This window comes from Agrobacterium vacciniicorymbosi (genome assembly GCF_040427045.1).
Lineage (GTDB): Bacteria > Pseudomonadota > Alphaproteobacteria > Rhizobiales > Rhizobiaceae > Agrobacterium.
This window is the reverse complement of sequence record NZ_JBETMF010000001.1, coordinates 137611-157541: the sequence shown is the minus strand read 5'-3', so window position 1 is coordinate 157541 and position 19931 is coordinate 137611. Positions and strand designations below refer to the sequence as shown.

The following is a 19931-nucleotide window of genomic DNA, read 5'->3' as shown; positions in this document are numbered from 1 at the left end:
CCGTCGAACTTATGGAGTCCAGAACGGCCTTGTCAGATCCTGATTGAGAAGGCGGCATCATGAATGCCGCCCAAGGGCCAACGATCAGGCGCCAGCCTCGTCTTCCAGAGCAGGCTCGACTGGAGCTTCTTCAGAAGCGCCGATGTCGCGGCCAGATGCGCCCTGCTGACGTGCGATACCGTCGATGGCTGCGCGAGCGATCAGGTCGCAGTAAAGCGAAATGGCGCGCGATGCGTCGTCGTTACCTGGGATCGGGAAATCGATCTGGTCCGGGTCGCAGTTCGAGTCGATGATTGCAACGACCGGAATGCCAAGACGCTTGGCTTCTTCGATCGCAATCTTTTCCTTGTTGGTGTCGATGATGAACATCAGGTCCGGAACGCCGCCCATATCGCGGATACCGCCGAGAGCCTTTTCAAGCTTTTCGCGTTCGCGCTCAAGGTTCAGGCGCTCCTTCTTGGAGTAGCCGGAAGCGTCGGAGTTGAGGATTTCGTCGACCTTGCGCAGGCGCTGGATCGAGTTCGAAATCGTCTTCCAGTTGGTCATCATGCCGCCGAGCCAACGCGAGTTGACGTAGTACTGAGCGGAGCGCTTTGCGCTGTCTGCAATGATTTCAGAAGCCTGACGCTTCGTGCCAACGAACAGAACGCGACCGCCACGGGCAACCGTGTCAGACACGACCTGAAGGGCGCGCGACAGCAAAGGAACTGTCTGTGCCAGGTCGATGATGTGGATGTTGCTGCGGTCGCCGAAGATGTACGGCTTCATCTTTGGGTTCCAGCGGTGTGTCTGGTGACCAAAGTGAACGCCAGCTTCCAGAAGCTGACGCATAGAGAAATCGGGCAATGCCATGCCTAGTTATCCTTTTCCGGTTGAACCCCCGCGAAGCAAACAGCACCGTTTTGAGGCGGTGCCACCGGGCGGAACGATCCGGATTTCTCCCGGAACATCCCAAGCTTCGCGTGTGGAATGGTGTGCCGCATACAGCCAGTTTCAACGAAATGCAAGAAATTATGCGGAAAATTACGAAATCGCGTGACGCGACGTTCAGCGAATCGGCTTGTTTTCACAGCTTTCAGGCTGGAGAATATCGAGTTTGGCGAGCTTGCCCGTCAAAACGAAATCACCATAGTCCATCGTCAGATCGCGCGTGATGCCGTTTTCATAGAGCTTAAACGACATGCGATAGATGGGCAGCGAATCGGTACCGCTCTTGTCGTTGTAATAGGCGATGGTCACCGGCCAGAACGGCGTCTTGGCGAAATCGCCTGCCTTGCCAGCATCTGCATCACCATCCGCTGGCGTCTGCTGCTTGCCGACGAGCGTGGAGGTGATCAGGCTTTCATCACCGTCATCGGAGCCATCGAAGACGCGCGATTCGAAAATCCGCTTGCCGAGCTTGGCATTCTCGATGACCTGAAACATATGCTCGGTCGGAAATTCGCCTGCGGCCAGATCGATCTTGCGCGCATCGGGCTTGGTCAGGTCAATGGTCATGGTGCCATCGGTATCGACGGCAGAGCCGGTCACTTCCTTGTCCAGCTTGTCATCGGTGAAGGACTTGGTCTCGAAGGTGAACTTCTTGGAGCCCGCATCCTCGAATGTCGTCGTCTGCTGGTCCGTCATCCGCACCGTGTCGCCGGTGCTGATCTGGGTCACGAAACGGAAATCCGTCTTGTAGCCTTTGCAGGAGGAGCCGGTAAACTCGTAGACCATTCTGCCGGTCATTCCCTCGATGCCGGAACGGTCGGACGCATCCTTCAATTCCAGATCATAGACGGCGCGGTGGGAGATGAGGTTGGGAACGGTGGCAGGCACAGCGCTTGCAACACCCGGCAGCACGAAAACGACGCCGGAAGCGAAAGCAACAGCAAGGTTCCTGACAAACATTCAATATCTCCTGTTGGACTCACTGCTCATATTGTACAAGCAACCGCCCGGCTTTTGGACATCATGCTCTGTCTGCCGGATTTTTGAAAGATTTACAACAAAAGCGGAGACGAAAATGTCGGATGCCATCGAAGCTCGCCTGAAAGAACTGGGCTACACCCTGCCCGTGGCAGCAGCGCCTGCTGCAAACTACGTCCCATTCACCATCAGCGGCAATCTGCTTTATATTTCAGGTCAATTGCCCATGGAATCCGGCAAGATTGCGGTCACCGGCCATGTTGGCCGCGATGTCGATGTTGCGACCGCCCAGCGCGCCGCCGAACTTTGCGCCGTCAACATTCTCGCACAGGTCAAGGCCGCCCTCAACGGCGATCTCTCGAAAGTCCGCCGCGTGCTGAAGCTGAATGGCTTCGTCGCATCCGTGCCTGAATTCACCGAACAGCATCTGGTCATCAACGGCGCGTCCAACCTCATCGCCAATGTGCTGGGCGATGCCGGCAAGCACGCCCGTGCCGCCGTTGGCATGGCCTCCCTGCCCTTCAAAGCCGCCGTCGAGATCGATGCCATCGTGGAAATCGAACTATGACGCTGAAGCTTTCCTGGCTGACCGCGAACCCCGTTGCCCATCGCGGTTTCCATGACCAGAACAAAGCCGTCTGGGAAAACACCCTGACGGCCTTTTCCCGCGCCATCGATGCGGGTTTTGCCATCGAGTGCGATCTGCAACTTGCCTCAGACAGCGTTCCCGTTATCTTCCACGACCACGAGATGACACGCCTCACCGGCATCAAGGGCGATGTGCGCGAGCGGACATCGGGCGAACTCGGCATGCTCTCGGTCGGCCAGACCAAGGACAAGATTCCGACGCTGAAGCAGCTCTTGAAACTCTGCGCGGGCAAGGTTCCGCTTGTGCTGGAACTCAAGGGCCGCGAAGGTGAAGGTGTCGATGACGGTTTTGCCGAAGCCGTGCTGGAAATGCTGGAAGGTTACGAAGGCGATGTCGCGCTGATGAGCTTCGACCATCACCTTTTGAAGGACCTGAAAGCCGCAGGCTCGCCATGGCCGCTTGGCCTGACGGCGGACGGTGCAAAGCCAGAAGACTTCTTCAAGCATGATGACGCCATGCAGATCGGTCTCGATTTCATCTCCTATGCCTGGGCGCATCTGCCCAACAGCTTTATCGAAGCGCAAAGAAAACTCGGGCTTCCGGTGATTACCTGGACCGTGCGGGATGAAAAAGGTCGCGAGACCACCTATACATATGCTGACCAGATGACGTTCGAAGGTTTCGACCCAAGGGAAAGCGTTACAGCCAGCGCATGAGCGATGAATATTCCATTCGCGTAGCGACGTCCTTCAAGGACATCGATCCGGAAAGCTGGAACAGGCTTTCCGGAACAGCTAAATCTACGCGAACAAACGATTACAACCCGTTCATATCCCATGCCTTTCTGTCATCCATGGAAGAGTCCGGATCGGCCACGGCCAAGACCGGCTGGCGAGGCCACCACCTTCTGCTCGAAAACGGCGAAGGCGACCTGACAGGCGCGATCCCGGCCTATCTGAAGAGCCATAGCCAGGGCGAATATGTCTTCGACCATGGATGGGCGGATGCGCTGGAGCGGGCGGGCGGCAATTATTATCCCAAGCTACAATGTTCCGTGCCCTTCACACCCGCGACCGGGCCACGACTTCTGACCAACGGAATAGATGACGCGGCCTTCCGCCAGGTTCTGGCGTCAGGCCTGCGGCAGGTTACCGAGAAAATCGGTGTATCCTCGACCCATGTTACCTTCGCACCGGATGGTGACATCGAGGCTTTGCTGGGTGAAGGCTTTCTTCCCCGCACCGACCAGCAGTTCCATTTCATCAACAATGGCTACCGCGACCATGCCGATTTTCTCGATGCGCTGTCATCGCGCAAGCGCAAGGGCCTGAAGAAGGAACGCCGCGCGGCACTCGAAAACGGTATCGAAATCGATTGGTTGACAGGTAGCAATCTGACCGAGGACATCTGGGATCAGTTCTTCCGCTTCTACATGGACACCGGCAGCCGCAAATGGGGCCGACCCTATCTTACTCGCCAGTTCTACTCGCTGATCGGCGAGCGGATGGCCGACGACATTCTGCTCGTCATGGCAAAGCGCGAGGGCAGATATATCGCCGGTGCTATCAACTTCATTGGCGGTGACGCGCTGTATGGCCGCCACTGGGGCTGCATCGAAGACCACCCCTTCCTGCATTTCGAAGTCTGCTACCATCAAGCCATCGACTTTGCGCTGGCAAAGGGCCTGCAACGGGTCGAGGCCGGGGCGCAGGGTGAACATAAGCTTGCCCGCGGCTATACGCCCGTCACTACCCATTCAGCCCACTTCATCACGCATCCGGGCCTGCGCCGTGCGATTGCGGACTACCTTCAGCGCGAACGTGACGAGGTGGAGCAGATTGGCGATTATCTCGATGAGCACAGCCCGTTCCGCAAGGGCGAACGCCCGGAAGCAGACGACTGACAAAATTTTAGACGAGGAGACATTTCATGACATCGGCCTATGACACCAACAACATCTTCGCCAAAATCCTACGCGGCGAAATTCCGTCCGTGAAGGTTTATGAAGACGACGACACGCTGGCCTTTATGGATGTCATGCCGCAAGCCCCAGGCCATCTGCTGGTTATTCCCAAGACAGCCTCACGCAATATTCTCGATGCCGATCCCGCCGTTCTCGCCAAAACCATAGCGGTCGTACAAAAACTCGCAGCCGCAGCGAAGGAAGCCTTTGATGCGGACGGTGTCTATATCGCGCAGTTCAATGAACCGGCAGCAGGGCAGACGGTGTTTCACCTGCATTTCCACATCGTTCCACGCAGAGAAGGCGAACCCTTGAAGCCTCACAGCGGTGCTATGGCGGATGGCGACGTGTTGAAGGCGCATGCGGAGAAGATTAAGGCTGCTTTAGCCTAATTTTGCGCAAGGGCTTCGAGCAGACGTTCGGAGCCTTGCTGCTGAATTATCGTGCAGGCGAGGCTTTGATGTCCGCCTCGTCTCTGCCGGACGCGGACAAACGCACCAGCAGTTTTCCGGCCACCAGATAGGCAAGGCCGAACATCACAACGCCACCGAAGACGTCGCTGAGGTGGTGCCCACCGTGAACTAGAATGGCTGGCACCATGGCAATGTTTAAAAGCACTGCGAATGGCAGGATCCATTTGAAGCGCGCCAGAAATACGACCGACATGCACGCCATGACAGTGTGGAACGACGGAAATCCGATCAGGCCAAGCACATTAGCCGGTGAGATATAGGTCGGCCCATCCCGGCCCAGCCGCAGCAGTTCTGCACCATAGTCCGGCGTCACACCTAGAGCGATCTTTGCCAGCAGTTCCGGCGACAGAGTATAGAGCGTCGATGGCCCGAAGGTTGGAAAGACGAACCAAATGGCGATGCAACCCATCACGCCCAAGACGCCGGTCAACAGAAAATGCCACAAGGCATCTGCCTTGCCCGCAAAACCCAGCAGCAGAACGACGAAGACGAGCTGCGGCAGAGAGCTGAAATAGACGAAGAAAAACGTCCTTGCCACCGTTGGCCATTCCGCTGCCAAAGCAACTGCACCGGGCCAGCTATAGCCGAAATGCGCATCGAAATTTACGAGCATGAGATCGACCGGCGCGGTGCGGATCGGCAGCAGCATGTAGTTGAAAATCGATGCCACCAGCGTAAAAATGATGAACAGGCCGGAGGCGATCAACGCAAGAGCAATGCGCTCCTCACCACGAAAGACGCGGTAATATTGACCACCGGCAGTCAATGCCAGAGCTCCGCAGGCAGGCAGCGCATAGCCAAGCCAATCCGTGCTCACACCCTTTATCAGGATGAGCGAAACATCCAGCAGTGCCATCAGCGCAATGACGGAAGCGAAAAAGCGTTCGGCTGGCAATAATCGCATTGGTCTCTCCATTGCGATCTATCATAGAGCCCAAGCCTGAAATTCACGTAAATGCGGTTACTGTTCTACCTTATGTCCAACGCCAGCAGACCGACCGCCAGAAGGATAATCGGCACCACGACGCCGACCAGCACGCGTTGGCGGGCAAGCAGGAACACCGCAAACCCCAGCGCCGCCGCACCAACCCGCAACCACATCGGCGAATGCTCCAGCGTACCCGTTGGGAACACGATCAGCTTTGCGGTCACGGCCATGACGAGAGCTGTTGCCACCGCCCTCACCCAGTTCAGCGTTTCCGAACCTTCTTTCAAGCGGTTGCCGGCGATAACGCCGAGCCAGCGCCAAAGGTCGGTGGCGAGCCACCCGGCGATGGCAATGAAGAGATAGGGTGCCCACCAGGCTTCGCTCATCATGGTTCGCCCTCCTCTGTCACAGGCGCAATTTTGCGGCGGAACCAGAAACGGTCGATGAGGTAGGCCAGCGTCCCGCCGCCGATGCCGGCATAGAGAATATCGAATTCCGGCTCGATGACCGCAAACAGCGGTCCGGCGATGACGCCGATTACGAAGGCCACCTTGACGACCGTATGGCGGGCAGAAGCCCAGATGGACGAGACGAAATACACTGGCGTCAAGAAAAACAGAACGCCCGCCACGACAGGCGGAAATGCCGCAACCACGCCGTAGCAGATGCCGACGATGACGGCATTGATGAGCGTCAGCGTCATGCCAAAGCCCGCAAACCATGCCACCCGCGCCTCACGCGGCACCTTGGTCAGATTTTGCGTGGCAAAGACCCAGGCGGTGATGGCCACGAAATGCGAGAGAAACAGCAAAAGCCATGTCGGCGTTTTCGCTGTGCGCATTTCCGGCACGATGGACGCCACCATGGGCATCATGCGGATGGATGACAGCGTCACGACCAGAAAGCAGGTCGCCAGTCCCGCGCCACTCGTCATCGCGCCAATCAGGATCATCTTCGCTGGTAGCGCCCAGATTGTTAGCGTCATGAACACCGCTTCACCGCGGCTCACACCTGACTCCAGTGCAAAGGCGCTAAACCCAACGAAGGATGTCATGAGAATGAGGGCTGGAAGCGAAAAAATGCCTTTCATGCCTCGGAAAAACCAGAGGGAAAGAGGCTCCGCAACGCTGTCTGAAGGCATGTCTAAATCCGGTATCGATAAAATAAAGTGCCGGGCACAGAGCCCGGCACTTATCACATTATATTATTAACTTACTTCTTTTTTGGCACCTTAGGCACAGTGTTGGTCTTGCGACGTGGCTTGGCGTCTTCTTCCGCCTTGTCCGTCTCCGCCACCACCACCTCGGCCTCTTCAGCCTTGGCGGACTTTGCCTTACCCTTGGTCTTGCCGGGCGACTTCGCCGCCTTCAACTCAGCCTCGGGCTTTGGCTTTACCGGAGCCGTTTCCGGCAGCACGTCCAGCTTGAGGCTTTCCGTGCCGTCTTCCTTCTTGTCGATGCTGACGCTGACGACGCCACCCTTCTTGAGCTTTCCGAAGAGAATCTCGTTGGCGAGCGGCTTCTTGATGTGTTCCTGAATGACGCGACCCAGCGGACGTGCACCCATTTTCTCATCATAGCCCTTCTCGGACAGCCATGCGATGGCATCCTCATGCAGGTCGAAGGTGACATTGCGTTCGGAAAGCTGGGTTTCCAGCTGCATGACGAACTTCTGAACCACCTTGTGGATAACCGCAGTCGGCAGTGGCGAGAACGGAATGATCGCATCCAGACGGTTACGGAATTCGGGTGTGAACAGACGGGTCAGCGCCTCTTCATCCTCACCGCTGCGCTTGGAAGAGCCGAAGCCAATGGCAGACTTCGCCATTTCCGATGCGCCCGCATTGGTCGTCATGATCAAGATGACGTTGCGGAAGTCGATCTTCTTGCCGTTATGGTCGGTCAGCGAGCCATGGTCCATGACCTGCAACAGAATGTTATAGATGTCCGGATGCGCCTTCTCGATTTCGTCCAGCAACACCACGCAATGCGGATGCTGATCGACGCCATCGGTCAGAAGACCGCCCTGATCGAAGCCGACATAGCCGGGAGGTGCGCCTAAGAGACGCGATACGGTGTGGCGCTCCATATATTCCGACATGTCGAAACGCAGCATTTCCACGCCGAGCGAGGCAGCAAGCTGCTTGGCGACTTCGGTCTTGCCCACACCCGTCGGGCCGGAGAAGACGTAGGAGCCAATCGGCTTGTTGGGCTCACGCAGACCTGCACGGGCAAGCTTGATGGCGGTGGACAGCGCTTCGATAGCAATATCCTGACCGTAAACGACCGAGCGCAGTTCCTTCTCCAGATTGGCGAGAACCATCTCGTCATCCTTGGAAACGGTCTTGGCTGGAATACGCGCCATCGTCGCAATCGTAACCTCGATCTCCTTTTCGGTGATCAGCTTGCGACGCTTGGAAGCAGGCAACAACATCTGGGCTGCACCGGTTTCATCGATCACGTCGATGGCCTTGTCCGGCAGCTTGCGGTCGGAGATATAACGGGCCGAAAGCTCAACCGCCGCCTTGATCGCCTCGTTGGAGTAACGCAGATGGTGGTAGTTTTCGTAATAGGGCTTCAGGCCCTTCATGATCTCGATTGCGTCTTCAATAGAAGGCTCGTTGACGTCGATCTTCTGGAAGCGACGCACCAGTGCCCGGTCCTTTTCGAAGAACTGGCGGTATTCCTTATAGGTGGTCGAACCGATGCAACGGATTGCGCCGGAAGACAGGGCGGGCTTCAACAGGTTCGATGCATCCATGGCACCGCCTGATGTCGCACCGGCGCCGATGACCGTGTGGATCTCATCGATGAACAGTACGGCGCCCGGAAACTCTTCCAGTTCCTTGACGACCTGCTTCAGACGTTCTTCGAAGTCACCGCGATAACGCGTACCAGCGAGCAGCGTACCCATGTCCAGCGAGAAGATCGTATCGTTCTTCAGCGCCTCCGGCACCTTGCCTTCAACGATGCGCTTGGCCAGACCTTCAGCAATCGCCGTTTTACCTACGCCTGGATCACCGACATAGAGCGGGTTGTTCTTGGAACGACGGCATAGAACCTGAATGGTGCGGTTGACCTCGGCGTGACGACCGATCAGCGGATCGATCTTGCCACCCTTGGCCTTGTCGTTGAGGTTGACGCAATAAGCCTTCAGAGCCTCCTGCTGCTTCTTCGGCGCAGAACTGTCATCCTCGGAACCATTGCGGGCTGGCTTGGCCTCGTTCTCGCTTTCCTCGGCACCACGCGGCGTGCGGGTTTGGGAGGAACCCGGACGCTTGCCGATGCCGTGCGAGATGTAATTGACCGCGTCGTAGCGGGTCATCTCCTGCTCCTGCAGGAAATAGGCAGCATGGCTTTCGCGCTCGGCAAAGATAGCCACGAGCACGTTTGCACCCGTTACCTCTTCACGACCGGAAGACTGGACATGAATAACCGCCCTCTGGATGACACGCTGGAAGCCGGAGGTGGGTTTGGAATCTTCGTCGTAACCCGTCACCAAGTTGGAAAGTTCATTGTCGACATAATCGACAACGGTTTTACGAAGCGCATCGAGATCCACGTTGCAGGCGCCCATCACGGCGGCCGCATCGGCGTCCTCTATCAGCGCCAGCAACAGATGCTCGAGCGTCGCATATTCATGATGACGCTCATTTGCAAAGGTCAGTGCCTGATGCAGCGCCTTCTCTAGACTTGGGGAAAAAGTTGGCACGTTGCGATCCTCATTTCTTTTCCATGACGCACTGAAGCGGATGCTGGTGCTGTCGGGCGAAATCCATGACCTGACTTACTTTTGTCTCTGCGACCTCATATGTAAATACCCCGCATTCGCCGACCCCATGCTGGTGAACATGCAGCATGATACGGGTCGCCCCTTCCCTGTCCTTCTGGAAAAAACGCTCCAGAATATGAATGACGAATTCCATGGGAGTATAGTCGTCGTTCAATAAAAGAACACGGTAGAGATTGGGCTTTTTTGTCTTCGGTTTGGTGCGGGTAATAACAGACGTTCCGCGGTTCGCACCGCCATCTTCCCCTTCACTGTCGCCCTGCATGTAGATCGACTTAGCGATCATCTTTTGTCATTCTCCAGATCAAACTCGCACCGGCTTTTGGGGTTACGAGCCAGAATTTCGCTTACCTATATTTAGGTCGTCCAATGGTGATTTTAAGCCCCCCGCGCTGCACTGCAATCACTAATCCGTTCACAGACGAGGAAAGTGTGAACAGAAGCGGGAAGCGATAGCCTGCACAAACCCTTCTCATCGCGACAGGCCTCGCCGCAGCGTCACCGCAACCGCATGTTCAAAGGTCGCAACCTCCATCTTGCGGCAAATCGATTCCATCAGATAGCTCATCGTAATGCTGGAAAGAGCCACTTTCGCGGAGATCGCCTCGAAACTTTCCCCATCTGCGGCCAGAAAAAGAATTTCCTTTTCAAGGCCAGAAAGCGGCTGCCGCTTTTCCGTTCTTGCACGCCCGATCATTGTCAGGCGTATATGCATGTGGAACATCAGCATGCTTAAGCGCTCGACCTCATCCTCTTCGAGATGCGGTCGGTCTCCCGCAAAGCCGATCAGCCGCGGCAGCGATGAAACGCCGAGCGCCGGAAAGGTGATCGCCATGATAACACCGGCGGCACGATAGAAGGCTGCGGTCTGCGGCTCGATCTCACCTCTGGCTTCCACCTCGGCCAAATCCCAGGGCATTGGGCCCAAAGTACCGGGCAGATGCGTGGAAAGCCGGGCAACGAATTCTGCCATGCGCTCATCGATCTTGTAGAAAAGATCGGCTGGAAGATTGGATGGAAAAAGAAAGGAAATCGGCTCTTCTTCATCCAGACGTGCGGTCTCGAAGACGCAGTAATAACGAAAACCAAACATCTGCTGAACTTCGGTCAGCAACAGCGCGACATCGTCCATCGTGTCGGCTTTCTGCATTCTGATGAGAAGGTTCTGGTTGATGTCATACCTCTGCATCAAAAACCGGCCATCCAGTTGGGTGGGATGGCCGAAGGGGGCGGTCAACTCAGTTCGGCACCCCAGTGAAAGCCTGGAGCGCCGGACCTTTCATGTCAATTTTCGCCATCCAGCATTTCGCGCACGGCCACGGCCAGTTGCTTCAGCGAGAACGGCTTTGGCAGGAAGCCGAATTTGGCATCAGCCGGAAGGTTCTTGGCAAAGGCGTCTTCGGCATAACCGGACACGAAGATGAACTTCATGTCTGGAAAGGTTTTACGAAGCTCTCGCAGCAGCGAAGGTCCATCCATTTCCGGCATGACGACGTCGGAAACGACGATATCGACCTTGCCTTCCAGCTCTTCCAGCACTTCCAGCGCTTCCGTACCGGAGCCCGCCTCGTGCACCGTGTAGCCGCGCGTTTCCAGCATGCGCTTGCCGCCACGGCGCACGGCCTCTTCGTCTTCGACCAGAAGAACGACGGCGGACTTTCCGGTCAGGTCAACAGGCTCTTCCTTGGCAGCTTCTTTCACCGCTGCGGCATCTGCTGCGGCCTGAGTCGCTTCATTCTCGAGCTGTTGAGCCACCTCGATGATGTGGCGCGGCAGGAAGATGCGGAAAGCCGTACCCTTGCCCACTTCGGAATCGGGATAGATGTAGCCGCCGGACTGTTTGACGATGCCATAGACCATCGACAGGCCAAGGCCCGTGCCCTTGCCCACTTCCTTGGTGGTGAAGAAGGGCTCGAAAATCTTGTCCATAATCTCGGGCGGAATACCAGTTCCGGTATCCGCAACTTCGATCATGACCAAATCTTCCGCCGGAAGATCGGAGCGCCCGAGAGAAACGACCTCGCTTGCATCCATGTTGCGGGTGATGATCTTGATCTTGCCGCCCTGCGGCATGGCATCGCGCGCATTGACGCACAGGTTGATCAACACCTGTTCAAACTGCGAAAGGTCAGTTTTGACGGGCCACAGATCGCGCCCGTAATCCACTTCCAGCTTGACGTTGGTGCCGGAAATCAGCCTGTCGACCAGCATGCGCAGATCGCCGATCACATCCGTCAGGTTCAGTACCGCCGGACGCATGGTCTGCTTGCGCGAGAAGGCCAACAGCTGGCGCACCAGAACGGCGGCGCGGTTGGCATTGCGCTTGATTTCCATCAGATCCGCAAAGCTGGCATCGGCAGGCCGCGCCTGTAGCAGCAAATGGTCGGAGGACAGCAGAATGGCCGTCAGCACATTGTTGAAGTCATGCGCTATGCCGCCCGCAAGCGTACCGACCGCATTCATCTTCTGCGTCTGCGCCATCTGTGTTTCCAGCGCCTTCTGCTCGGTCACCTCGATGGCATAGACGATGGCCACCTCTTCCGGTGCCTCGTCATCCTGATCGATCACAGCATGGACATAGAAACGGAAATGCCGCGTCTCGTCGGTCGGATGGCGCGAGTCGAAGGGTGCGATGTCACCCTGACGATCCTTGGCGGCGTCGATGGCCTGCAAAAGCTTCGGCTTGTCATTATCGAGCAGCACAGCGTCGAGAACGACGCCACTGTCAATATCGTCACGCCCGACGACACCGGAGAACAGCTTGAGGAAGGGCGCGTTTGTCCGCAAAATCCGCCCGTCGCCATCCAGAGAGGCAATTGCCATCGGCGTGTTGTTGAAAAAGCGCGTAAAGCGCATGGCCGATGCGGATTCGGCATTTTCCTTGCCCTTGGAGCGCATCAGCACAATCGTACGGCTCTCGCCCGGGGCACCATCACGCGTGGCCGTAACCTGATGCACGAGGCGTGCAGGCATGCTCTGCCCGTTCACGCGGCGCATGTCGAGATCGAGCATTTCCGTGCGGTTGGTGCCAGCATGCGGCTGCACGGATTCGATCAGCGCCATGCCCTCGCCCGCAACGATGTCGGATACCGTCAGCGAACCGGGAGAGAACTGCGCCAGATCGATACCCAGCCATTGCGACAGTGTGGCATTGAGATAAACGATCTCGCCCCGCTTACCGGCAGAGAAGAAACCGGCTGGAGCGTGGTCGAGATAATCGATGGCGTTTTGCAATTCGCGGAAAAACCGCTCCTGATCCTCACGCTCGGTGGTGATATCGGCAATCTGGAAGACATGCAGATCGTTGCTGTTCGGGTCTTTCAGCAGCCGCGCCTTCAGGCGGTACCAATGCGGGCCGGACTGCGAGGTGTTTTCGCTCAACGGCTTCAGCAGGCGGAATTCTTCATAACCATCATTGCCATCGCGCAGGCCGTTGATCAGCCGGTAGAGTGCCTCCGTCGATTCCCGGTCGCGCGACAGCAGCGTCTCGAGGCTCTGGATATCCGTCGCCTTCTTGGCGCCGGTCATCTGACAATAGGTCGCGTTGGCGTAGACCAGACGGCCTTTTGGGTCGGTGATCAGCGTGCCATCCGGGTTGGAGGACAGGAAACGGCGGGCCATGCCATCGGATTGCGATTGCGGCATGACTTCGATGAATCCGATGGCGGACGACACCAGAAAGAAAATGCCGAGCATCGCCAGTACGCCGAGAATGCCGAGGACGACCTCGTTCTCCAGCGAATTCTTGAAATAAACGAAACCAACGGCAGCAGCGACCAGTACGAGCGCCAGCAGCAGGATGCGCAACAGCGTGCCGGAACGGGCGCGCCTATCCACCAAGGGGAAGTCATTGTCGCTGGCTTGGCTCACCTTGGTCATTGAGGCTCTAACCCTTGCAGTTTTGGCGATCCTTCATCATTCCAAGACAAATGCTTCGAACGGAATCGCTTTTATCTATCCCTTGTAGCAATTTGCAGAAATATCAAAAAGCTCCGGCACACCATAAACCTTTGCCAATACACAGCGAATGCGTCGCAATTGGTACGATATCGCCAACTGCGTGGCACCTTTGCCACGTCGAAATGTGGCGGAAGGTGGAACGGTGTAGCAATTTCGTGGTTAAGCACGGATAAAAACTTGTGCTTGGCGCAAAAAAATCGTCTTTTCGCTTCAAACTGCTTGAAAAATTCAAACGCGGCAATCATTTGCCCGATAAAAGACTGAAGGGTTGGCTCGATGATGGATGAGTTTATCGGCACTTACGGCAACAATCTGATTGTTGCTGTCGTAGGGGTCGGCGTTGCACTTCTCGCCTTAGCAATCATCTTATGGATCATCCGCAGACGCGGTGGCTCCTCACCCTTCATTCGTGGCGGCAAAAACCGCCAACCACGCCTGCAAGTGCTGGATGCCACCGCCGTAGACGCCCGCCGCAGGCTGGTTCTCGTGCGCCGCGACAATGTTGAGCATCTGGTCATGATCGGCGGCCCGACGGATATCGTCATCGAAAGCGGGATCGGTGCCATTCCAATCCTCAGAGACGTGCGCGATCCGCAAGATGAGATGCTGACATCGGAAAAAGCCATTGCGCCCAACCGTCAAAGAAGCCTGCCGCCTGTGAGAGAAGAAGAGCTCCGTTCGGCTCCCCCAATCGCCGCCGCAGCCGCTGCACCCCAGCCGGAAGCAAAAGCCGCACCCACGCCTTCGGCCGTTGCCGCAGCACGCCCCGCTCCGGCGCCTGCCCCAAGGCCGGTCGCTCCTACGCCAACACCGGCAGCAACGGTTACCGCTACGCCACCAGCAGCCCCTGCGCCTCGCCCCGTTGCGCCACCAGTGCAGTCAGCACCGGACGTTGCCCCGGTTCCAAAGGCCGTCGCCAGAGAGCCGATCGTTCCTCCCGTCGCAGCAGCGGTTGTCCCGGCAGTCACGGTCGCATCCTTGCAGGCCGATCTTGCAGCTAGACCAGCAGCACCCGCTCCAGCTGCTACCCCAGTCGCTACACAGCCGATACCGGCACCCACGCAGGTCGTCTCTGCCCAGCCCATCCAGCCGCCGCCTGCGGCGCTGACACCCGAAGTGGCACCGGAGCCAATCGCCTTGCGGGAAGCATTCATCGACCAAAACAGCGCTGTCGATTTTCTCGATGCCGCCCGCGAACGCGTCCTGCCGACCTTCCGCAACGAAACACCCATTAGCGTCACCGCCAATGTCGCCAAGCCCGAACCTCTTGCGCCCAACGCGGATGGCACGGTTTTCGGAGATCAGCTGACCAGTGATTTCGAAAGCTTTCTTCAGGCCGAAATCGAAAAGAACAACGCCAGCGGCGCACCGGATGTGAGCCTCGACCCCAGAGCGCAACCGCAGGAAACCGCAGAGCCCGTTGCCACAGCCGTCTCCAGCGACCCTGATGACCGCGACGTGCAGAAGGAAATGGCGCGTATTTTCGGTGAAATGGCGGTTACGCGCGACAGATAGTATCTACGATCTAAAACATCCCCTCGACGTTAACCTCGGCATAATGCCGAGAATCCAAACATCTCTACTGAACGCGCGGCGTCGCAGATGCGCGGCCCAAACCAGAGCACGACAACCTTCACTTCCAAATGCACGTCCCAACAGTGTTAAGTCACCTCTTGCTCCACCTCCCACACCCACCTCCCGCCAGTTGCCATCACCCCGCGACTCTGATCAATCTCGCTCAGGGAACAAATGGTGATCGCACGATGTCTTCATTCACGAGCGCAAGCGCATTCAAGGGCATGCTGATCATGGCGGGTTGCATGATCGTTTTGCCGGTCATGGATGCAATTGCCAAATATATGGCTGTGTCTGAAGGCATGTCGCCTGCGCAGGTGACGTTTTATCGGTTCTTTTTCCAGCTCGTCTGCACCCTGCCCTTGCTGATGGTCATGTCGCCGCGTGCGCTGCTGTCGGCCAAGCGGCCCTGGCTCAATCTGCTGCGCGGCGTTTTGCATGCCGCCGCCAGCCTCGCCTTTTTCGCGGCGGTCAAATACATGCCGCTGGCGGATGTGTTCGCGATCTACTTCGTAGAGCCATTTTTGCTGACGATGATGTCGGCGCTGTTTTTAGGCGAGAAGGTCGGCTGGATGCGGTGGAGCGCGATTGCGGTGGGCTTCGTTGGCGCGATGATTGTCATTCAGCCGAGCTTCGAGGTCTTCGGCTGGACCTCGCTTCTGCCGGTCGCCTGCGCGTTTCTCTTCACGCTCTACCTCTTCCTCAACCGGGCGATGGGCGATGCGGACAGTCCGCTTGTAATGCAGACCATGGCGGGCATCGCCGGTACCGTCTTCATGGGCGCGGCGCTGATGATCGGCCATGGGCTGGGTGACGTGAATTTTGAAATGTCGCTGCCCGGCTGGGGCCATGGGCTGGTGCTGCTGGTGCTGCTTGGCTCCATATCCGGCTACATGCACCTTCTCGTGGTCAAGGCCTTCCGCCTTGCGCCGGTGTCGCTTCTGGCGCCCTTCCAGTATTTCGAAATCATCTCGGCGACCGTTCTCGGCTACGTGCTGTTTTCCGATTTCCCAACGGTATCGAAATGGCTGGGCATTGTCATCATCGTCGCATCCGGCCTGTTCATCATCTGGCGAGAGCGTCGGGCTGCCAACACGACGATTGCCGAAGTCGCAGAAGTTTGACGAATATAGGCGCGCGCCCTTGTTCCAGAAGCTGAGGTCGGGCAAAAGTCATCTCGACTTATACGCATATAATCATGGAGACGAATATGGACGTTCGCGCCGCAGTCGCTGTTCAGGCAGGCAAGCCGCTGGAAATCATGACGGTTCAGTTGGAAGGGCCTCGCGCTGGCGAAGTGCTGATCGAGGTCAAGGCAACCGGCCTTTGCCATACGGACGACTTCACGCTGTCTGGTGCAGATCCGGAAGGCCTGTTCCCCGCCATTCTCGGCCATGAAGGCGCTGGCATCGTGGTCGATGTCGGCCCGGGCGTCACCTCCGTCAAGAAGGGCGATCACGTTATTCCGCTCTATACGCCGGAATGCCGCGAATGCCCCTCCTGCCTGTCGCGCAAGACCAATCTGTGCACCGCCATCCGCTCCACTCAGGGCCAGGGCGTGATGCCAGATGGCACCAGCCGCTTTTCCATCGGCAAGGATAAAATCCACCATTACATGGGCTGCTCGACCTTTGCGAATTACACGGTTCTGCCGGAAATCGCCGTTGCCAAAATCAACCCGGACGCGCCTTTCGACAAGGTCTGCTACATTGGCTGCGGTGTGACGACTGGCATCGGTGCAGTCATCAACACCGCCAAGGTGGAAATGGGCTCCACGGCCATCGTCTTTGGTCTGGGCGGCATTGGTCTCAACGTCATTCAGGGCCTGAAGATCGCTGGCGCCGACATGATTATTGGTGTCGATCTCAACAACGACAAGAAGGCCTGGGGCGAACGCTTCGGCATGACCCACTTCGTCAACCCGAAGGATGCGGGCGACGATATCGTGCCTTACCTCGTCAATCTGACGAAGCGTGGCGCAGACCAGATCGGCGGCGCGGATTATACGTTTGATTGCACCGGCAATACGAAAGTCATGCGTCAGGCGCTGGAATCTTCCCATCGCGGCTGGGGCAAGTCGGTCGTCATCGGCGTGGCCGGTGCCGGTCAGGAAATCTCTACCCGCCCGTTCCAGCTGGTCACAGGCCGCACATGGATGGGCACCGCCTTTGGCGGCGCGCGCGGCCGTACCGACGTTCCGAAAATCGTGGACTGGTACATGGACGGCAAGATCCAGATCGATCCGATGATCACCCACACCATGCCGCTTGAAGACATCAACAAGGGCTTCGAGATGATGCATTCCGGCGAAAGCATCCGCGGCGTCGTGGTTTACTGATAACTTTTTAAAACAAGCCCTTCGGCCAGCAGGCTGGAGGGCTCAAGCATTCGGCCTGACTTTTCCGACGCCTCCTCCTGCGAGGCGTACGACGCGACCTTTCGCAGGTTGCTTTTCTGACCGGCTTGCAAAAAAACGGAGAGTCAATTCGAGGCAAATGGCCTCGACCCTCCCTTTCTCCCTAAGCACCCTTCAGACGGTCTGCTCCAAGCGCGGAAACCTCAGTCCGTTCTCAGGATAATCATGTGCGCGCAGATTACCGCGACGGTCCGGCCCTCAAAGCAAACACCTCAAACGCAAAATCCCCGGGGCAAGCCCGAGGATTTCTTTTTGAAGATAATGTCTTTGGTCCCGGCAGCGAGCTCATTCCGTTTCTCGCAAATCCCGAGAAATGCAGGCTTGCAAGATGGCGGCTAATGAAGAGCCGCACTCCCGTCACGAGCCGTAGCGCTTCCCAAATCCAATCAATGCAGTATCTGGCTCAGGAACAGCTTGGTGCGCTCGTGCTGCGGGTTGTCGAAGAATTCGGCCGGCGAATTCTGTTCGACGATCTGGCCCTGGTCCATGAAGATCACGCGATTGGCGACCTGGCGTGCGAAGCCCATTTCGTGGGTGACGCAGATCATTGTCATGCCGTCTTCGGCAAGGCCCACCATCGTGTCGAGAACTTCCTTGACCATTTCAGGGTCGAGCGCCGATGTCGGCTCGTCGAACAGCATGATCTTCGGCTTCATGCACAACGAGCGGGCAATCGCCACGCGCTGCTGCTGACCACCGGAGAGCTGGCCCGGATATTTGTTGGCCTGCTCAGGGATCTTGACGCGCTTCAGATAGTGCATCGCAATCTCTTCGGCTTCTTTCTTGGGTGTCTTGCGAACCCAGATCGGTGCCAGCGTGCAGTTTTCCAGAATGGTCAGATGCGGGAAGAGGTTGAAGTGCTGGAACACCATGCCGACTTCGCGGCGCACTTCATCGATCTTCTTCAGGTCGTTGGTCAGTTCGATGCCGTCAACCTGAATGCTGCCCGACTGGTGCTCTTCCAGACGGTTGATGCAACGGATCATGGTGGACTTGCCCGATCCCGAAGGACCGGCCACGACGATGCGCTCGCCCTTCATGACCTTGAGGTTGATGTCACGCAGCACGTGGAAGTCGCCGTACCACTTGTTCATGCCGGTGATTTCGATTGCGACGTCGGTCGCAGACACGTCCAGCTTTTTGACTTGGGTTTCTGCCATGATTTTTCCCCTTATTTTTTATGTCCGGTGTCGAGGTGCCGTTCCATGAACAGCGAGTAGCGCGACATGCCGAAGCAGAAGATCCAGAATATGAAACCGGCGAAGATGTAACCGGTCATAGGTGTGACAGGCGTCGCCCAGTTGGCATCCGACTGGTTGAGATTGACGATGCCGAGGAGATCGAACATGCCAATGATATAAACCAGCGAGGTATCCTTGAACAGACCGATGAAGGTGTTCACGATGCCGGGAATGACGAGCTTGAGCGCCTGCGGCAGAATGATCAGACGTGTCTTCTGCCAGTAGTTGAGGCCCAGCGAATCCGCGCCCTCATATTGCCCCTTCGGAATGGCCTGCAAACCACCGCGAATGACTTCCGCCATATAGGCCGAGGCAAAGAGAGCCACGCCGACAAGTGCGCGCAGGAACTTGTCGAAGGTCCAGCCATCGGGCAGGAACAGCGGCAACATGATGCTGGCGAAGAAGAGGATGGTGATCAGCGGAATACCTCTGATGACCTCGATGAAGGTTGTGCATAGCAGTTTGATGACGGGCATGTTCGAGCGACGGCCCAGCGCCAGCAGAATGCCGAACGGCAAGGAGACGGTGATGCCGCAAAACGACAGGATCAGCGTCACCATCAATCCGCCCCACAGCGGTGTTTCGACATGCGAAAGACCGAAATGACCGCCGACCAGCAGGAAGAAGGCCACCACAGGCAGGATGATGAACACCAGAAGCGCGTTCAGGCCCTTGAACGGTGCCTTCGGAATCAGCATCGGGATCAGAAGCGCGATAAAGGCTGCCAGAACGAGAAGCGGACGCCAGTATTCAGACGATGGATAGCGGCCGAACATGAACTGCGCGAACTTCGCATTGACGAAGGCCCAGCATGCGCCGGACTGTCCGTCCGGCAACGCACCACCCTGTGCCACGGTCAGGCAGGCCGTGCGGTCAGTACCTGTCCATGTCGCATGGATGAACAGCCACTGCACCAGCGGCGGGATGATGTAGACCAGAAGCGCGATGGCCAGCACCGTGAAGACGATATCTTTCGGCGTGGCGAACAGCTTGGTTCTCAGCCAGTGGGTGATGCCCACCTGGCTGGAAGGAGCAGGCTCCGGCTGAACCATATTGGCGCGAACATAGGAGATTTGATTGGTTGTCATA

General features: G+C 57.3%; 18 protein-coding genes. 7 read left to right on the top strand and 11 right to left on the bottom strand.

The window, feature by feature from the left end; translation table 11 throughout:
* Window positions 1-84 precede the first annotated feature (84 nt).
* Both rpsB and ABUK73_RS00865 read right to left on the bottom strand, forming a co-directional pair.
* On the bottom strand, window positions 85-852 hold the full coding sequence (rpsB, locus tag ABUK73_RS00870) for a 30S ribosomal protein S2 (protein ID WP_113088045.1): 768 nt from the start codon (window positions 850-852) through the stop codon (window positions 85-87).
* A gap of 195 nt (window positions 853-1047) precedes the next feature.
* Complete coding sequence (locus ABUK73_RS00865; protein ID WP_353575651.1) at window positions 1048-1890, bottom strand: cell envelope integrity EipB family protein; 843 nt, start codon at window positions 1888-1890, stop codon at window positions 1048-1050.
* A gap of 115 nt (window positions 1891-2005) precedes the next feature.
* Between ABUK73_RS00865 and ABUK73_RS00860 the strand changes: the two genes are divergently transcribed.
* From ABUK73_RS00860 to ABUK73_RS00845, 4 genes are read left to right on the top strand one after another with little or no spacing between them, the layout of a single operon-like run.
* Entirely contained in the window at window positions 2006-2476 is a 471-nt protein-coding gene (locus ABUK73_RS00860) for a RidA family protein (protein ID WP_353575650.1), read from the top strand.
* A complete protein-coding gene (locus ABUK73_RS00855) occupies window positions 2473-3213 on the top strand; it encodes a glycerophosphodiester phosphodiesterase family protein (RefSeq protein ID WP_353575649.1) in 741 nt (246 codons plus the stop codon). Before ABUK73_RS00860 ends, ABUK73_RS00855 begins: the two co-directional genes overlap by 4 nt.
* Window positions 3210-4400 carry a GNAT family N-acetyltransferase gene (locus tag ABUK73_RS00850; protein ID WP_353575648.1) on the top strand — a complete coding sequence of 397 codons (1191 nt, stop codon included), beginning with the start codon at window positions 3210-3212 and terminating at the stop codon, window positions 4398-4400. Before ABUK73_RS00855 ends, ABUK73_RS00850 begins: the two co-directional genes overlap by 4 nt.
* A 26-nt stretch (window positions 4401-4426) precedes the next feature.
* Window positions 4427-4852 (top strand): HIT family protein, encoded by a 426-nt coding sequence (locus ABUK73_RS00845; RefSeq protein ID WP_353575647.1) that lies wholly within the window; start codon window positions 4427-4429, stop codon window positions 4850-4852.
* Window positions 4853-4898: 46 nt separating this feature from the next.
* Here the strand turns inward: ABUK73_RS00845 and ABUK73_RS00840 are convergent, their stop codons facing one another.
* The 7 genes from ABUK73_RS00840 to cckA form a co-directional block, all read right to left on the bottom strand.
* Window positions 4899-5837 carry a phosphatase PAP2 family protein gene (locus tag ABUK73_RS00840; protein WP_353575646.1) on the bottom strand — a complete coding sequence of 313 codons (939 nt, stop codon included), beginning with the start codon at window positions 5835-5837 and terminating at the stop codon, window positions 4899-4901.
* Window positions 5838-5902: 65 nt separating this feature from the next.
* Window positions 5903-6250 (bottom strand): AzlD domain-containing protein, encoded by a 348-nt coding sequence (locus ABUK73_RS00835; RefSeq protein WP_353575645.1) that lies wholly within the window; start codon window positions 6248-6250, stop codon window positions 5903-5905.
* Window positions 6247-7002 carry an AzlC family ABC transporter permease gene (locus ABUK73_RS00830; protein ID WP_353575644.1) on the bottom strand — a complete coding sequence of 252 codons (756 nt, stop codon included), beginning with the start codon at window positions 7000-7002 and terminating at the stop codon, window positions 6247-6249. The genes ABUK73_RS00835 and ABUK73_RS00830 overlap by 4 nt, the downstream gene beginning before the upstream one ends.
* A 71-nt stretch (window positions 7003-7073) precedes the next feature.
* Entirely contained in the window at window positions 7074-9572 is a 2499-nt protein-coding gene (clpA, locus tag ABUK73_RS00825) for an ATP-dependent Clp protease ATP-binding subunit ClpA (protein WP_353575643.1), read from the bottom strand.
* A 10-nt stretch (window positions 9573-9582) separates the two neighbouring features.
* Entirely contained in the window at window positions 9583-9936 is a 354-nt protein-coding gene (clpS, locus tag ABUK73_RS00820; RefSeq protein WP_113088038.1) for an ATP-dependent Clp protease adapter ClpS, read from the bottom strand.
* A gap of 186 nt (window positions 9937-10122) precedes the next feature.
* Window positions 10123-10887: a helix-turn-helix transcriptional regulator gene (locus ABUK73_RS00815; protein ID WP_353575642.1), complete on the bottom strand. Its 765-nt coding sequence runs from the start codon at window positions 10885-10887 to the stop codon at window positions 10123-10125.
* A gap of 47 nt (window positions 10888-10934) precedes the next feature.
* The gene (gene cckA / locus ABUK73_RS00810) at window positions 10935-13529 is read right to left on the bottom strand and encodes a cell cycle histidine kinase CckA (RefSeq protein ID WP_353575641.1); all 2595 of its coding nucleotides are present in this window, start codon (window positions 13527-13529) and stop codon (window positions 10935-10937) included.
* Between the two features lie 357 nt (window positions 13530-13886).
* Here cckA and ABUK73_RS00805 point away from each other — a divergent pair, with 357 nt between their 5' ends.
* From ABUK73_RS00805 to ABUK73_RS00795, 3 genes are all read left to right on the top strand, one after another.
* On the top strand, window positions 13887-15125 hold the full coding sequence (locus ABUK73_RS00805; protein WP_353575640.1) for a flagellar biosynthetic protein FliO: 1239 nt from the start codon (window positions 13887-13889) through the stop codon (window positions 15123-15125).
* A gap of 248 nt (window positions 15126-15373) precedes the next feature.
* Window positions 15374-16309 (top strand): DMT family transporter, encoded by a 936-nt coding sequence (locus tag ABUK73_RS00800; RefSeq protein WP_353575639.1) that lies wholly within the window; start codon window positions 15374-15376, stop codon window positions 16307-16309.
* Between the two features lie 86 nt (window positions 16310-16395).
* The gene (locus tag ABUK73_RS00795) at window positions 16396-17523 is read left to right on the top strand and encodes an S-(hydroxymethyl)glutathione dehydrogenase/class III alcohol dehydrogenase (RefSeq protein ID WP_353575638.1); all 1128 of its coding nucleotides are present in this window, start codon (window positions 16396-16398) and stop codon (window positions 17521-17523) included.
* Window positions 17524-17987: 464 nt separating this feature from the next.
* Here the strand turns inward: ABUK73_RS00795 and ABUK73_RS00790 are convergent, their stop codons facing one another.
* Both ABUK73_RS00790 and ABUK73_RS00785 read right to left on the bottom strand, forming a co-directional pair.
* Complete coding sequence (locus ABUK73_RS00790) at window positions 17988-18761, bottom strand: amino acid ABC transporter ATP-binding protein (RefSeq protein ID WP_113088302.1); 774 nt, start codon at window positions 18759-18761, stop codon at window positions 17988-17990.
* A gap of 11 nt (window positions 18762-18772) precedes the next feature.
* Entirely contained in the window at window positions 18773-19930 is a 1158-nt protein-coding gene (locus ABUK73_RS00785; protein ID WP_454892301.1) for an amino acid ABC transporter permease, read from the bottom strand.
* Between the last annotated feature and the right edge of the window lies 1 nt (window position 19931).

Bases quoted from the DNA above. Each gene is read 5' to 3' on its own strand.
- rpsB (WP_113088045.1), bottom strand. From the start codon at position 852: ATGGCATTGCCCGATTTCTCTATGCGTCAGCTTCTGGAAGCTGGCGTT.
- ABUK73_RS00865 (WP_353575651.1), bottom strand. From the start codon at position 1,890: ATGTTTGTCAGGAACCTTGCTGTTGCTTTCGCTTCCGGCGTCGTTTTC.
- ABUK73_RS00860 (WP_353575650.1), top strand. From the start codon at position 2,006: ATGTCGGATGCCATCGAAGCTCGCCTGAAAGAACTGGGCTACACCCTG.
- ABUK73_RS00855 (WP_353575649.1), top strand. From the start codon at position 2,473: ATGACGCTGAAGCTTTCCTGGCTGACCGCGAACCCCGTTGCCCATCGC.
- ABUK73_RS00850 (WP_353575648.1), top strand. From the start codon at position 3,210: ATGAGCGATGAATATTCCATTCGCGTAGCGACGTCCTTCAAGGACATC.
- ABUK73_RS00845 (WP_353575647.1), top strand. From the start codon at position 4,427: ATGACATCGGCCTATGACACCAACAACATCTTCGCCAAAATCCTACGC.
- ABUK73_RS00840 (WP_353575646.1), bottom strand. From the start codon at position 5,837: ATGCGATTATTGCCAGCCGAACGCTTTTTCGCTTCCGTCATTGCGCTG.
- ABUK73_RS00835 (WP_353575645.1), bottom strand. From the start codon at position 6,250: ATGATGAGCGAAGCCTGGTGGGCACCCTATCTCTTCATTGCCATCGCC.
- ABUK73_RS00830 (WP_353575644.1), bottom strand. From the start codon at position 7,002: ATGCCTTCAGACAGCGTTGCGGAGCCTCTTTCCCTCTGGTTTTTCCGA.
- clpS (WP_113088038.1), bottom strand. From the start codon at position 9,936: ATGATCGCTAAGTCGATCTACATGCAGGGCGACAGTGAAGGGGAAGAT.
- cckA (WP_353575641.1), bottom strand. From the start codon at position 13,529: ATGACCAAGGTGAGCCAAGCCAGCGACAATGACTTCCCCTTGGTGGAT.
- ABUK73_RS00805 (WP_353575640.1), top strand. From the start codon at position 13,887: ATGATGGATGAGTTTATCGGCACTTACGGCAACAATCTGATTGTTGCT.
- ABUK73_RS00800 (WP_353575639.1), top strand. From the start codon at position 15,374: ATGTCTTCATTCACGAGCGCAAGCGCATTCAAGGGCATGCTGATCATG.
- ABUK73_RS00795 (WP_353575638.1), top strand. From the start codon at position 16,396: ATGGACGTTCGCGCCGCAGTCGCTGTTCAGGCAGGCAAGCCGCTGGAA.
- ABUK73_RS00790 (WP_113088302.1), bottom strand. From the start codon at position 18,761: ATGGCAGAAACCCAAGTCAAAAAGCTGGACGTGTCTGCGACCGACGTC.
- ABUK73_RS00785 (WP_454892301.1), bottom strand. From the start codon at position 19,930: ATGACAACCAATCAAATCTCCTATGTTCGCGCCAATATGGTTCAGCCG.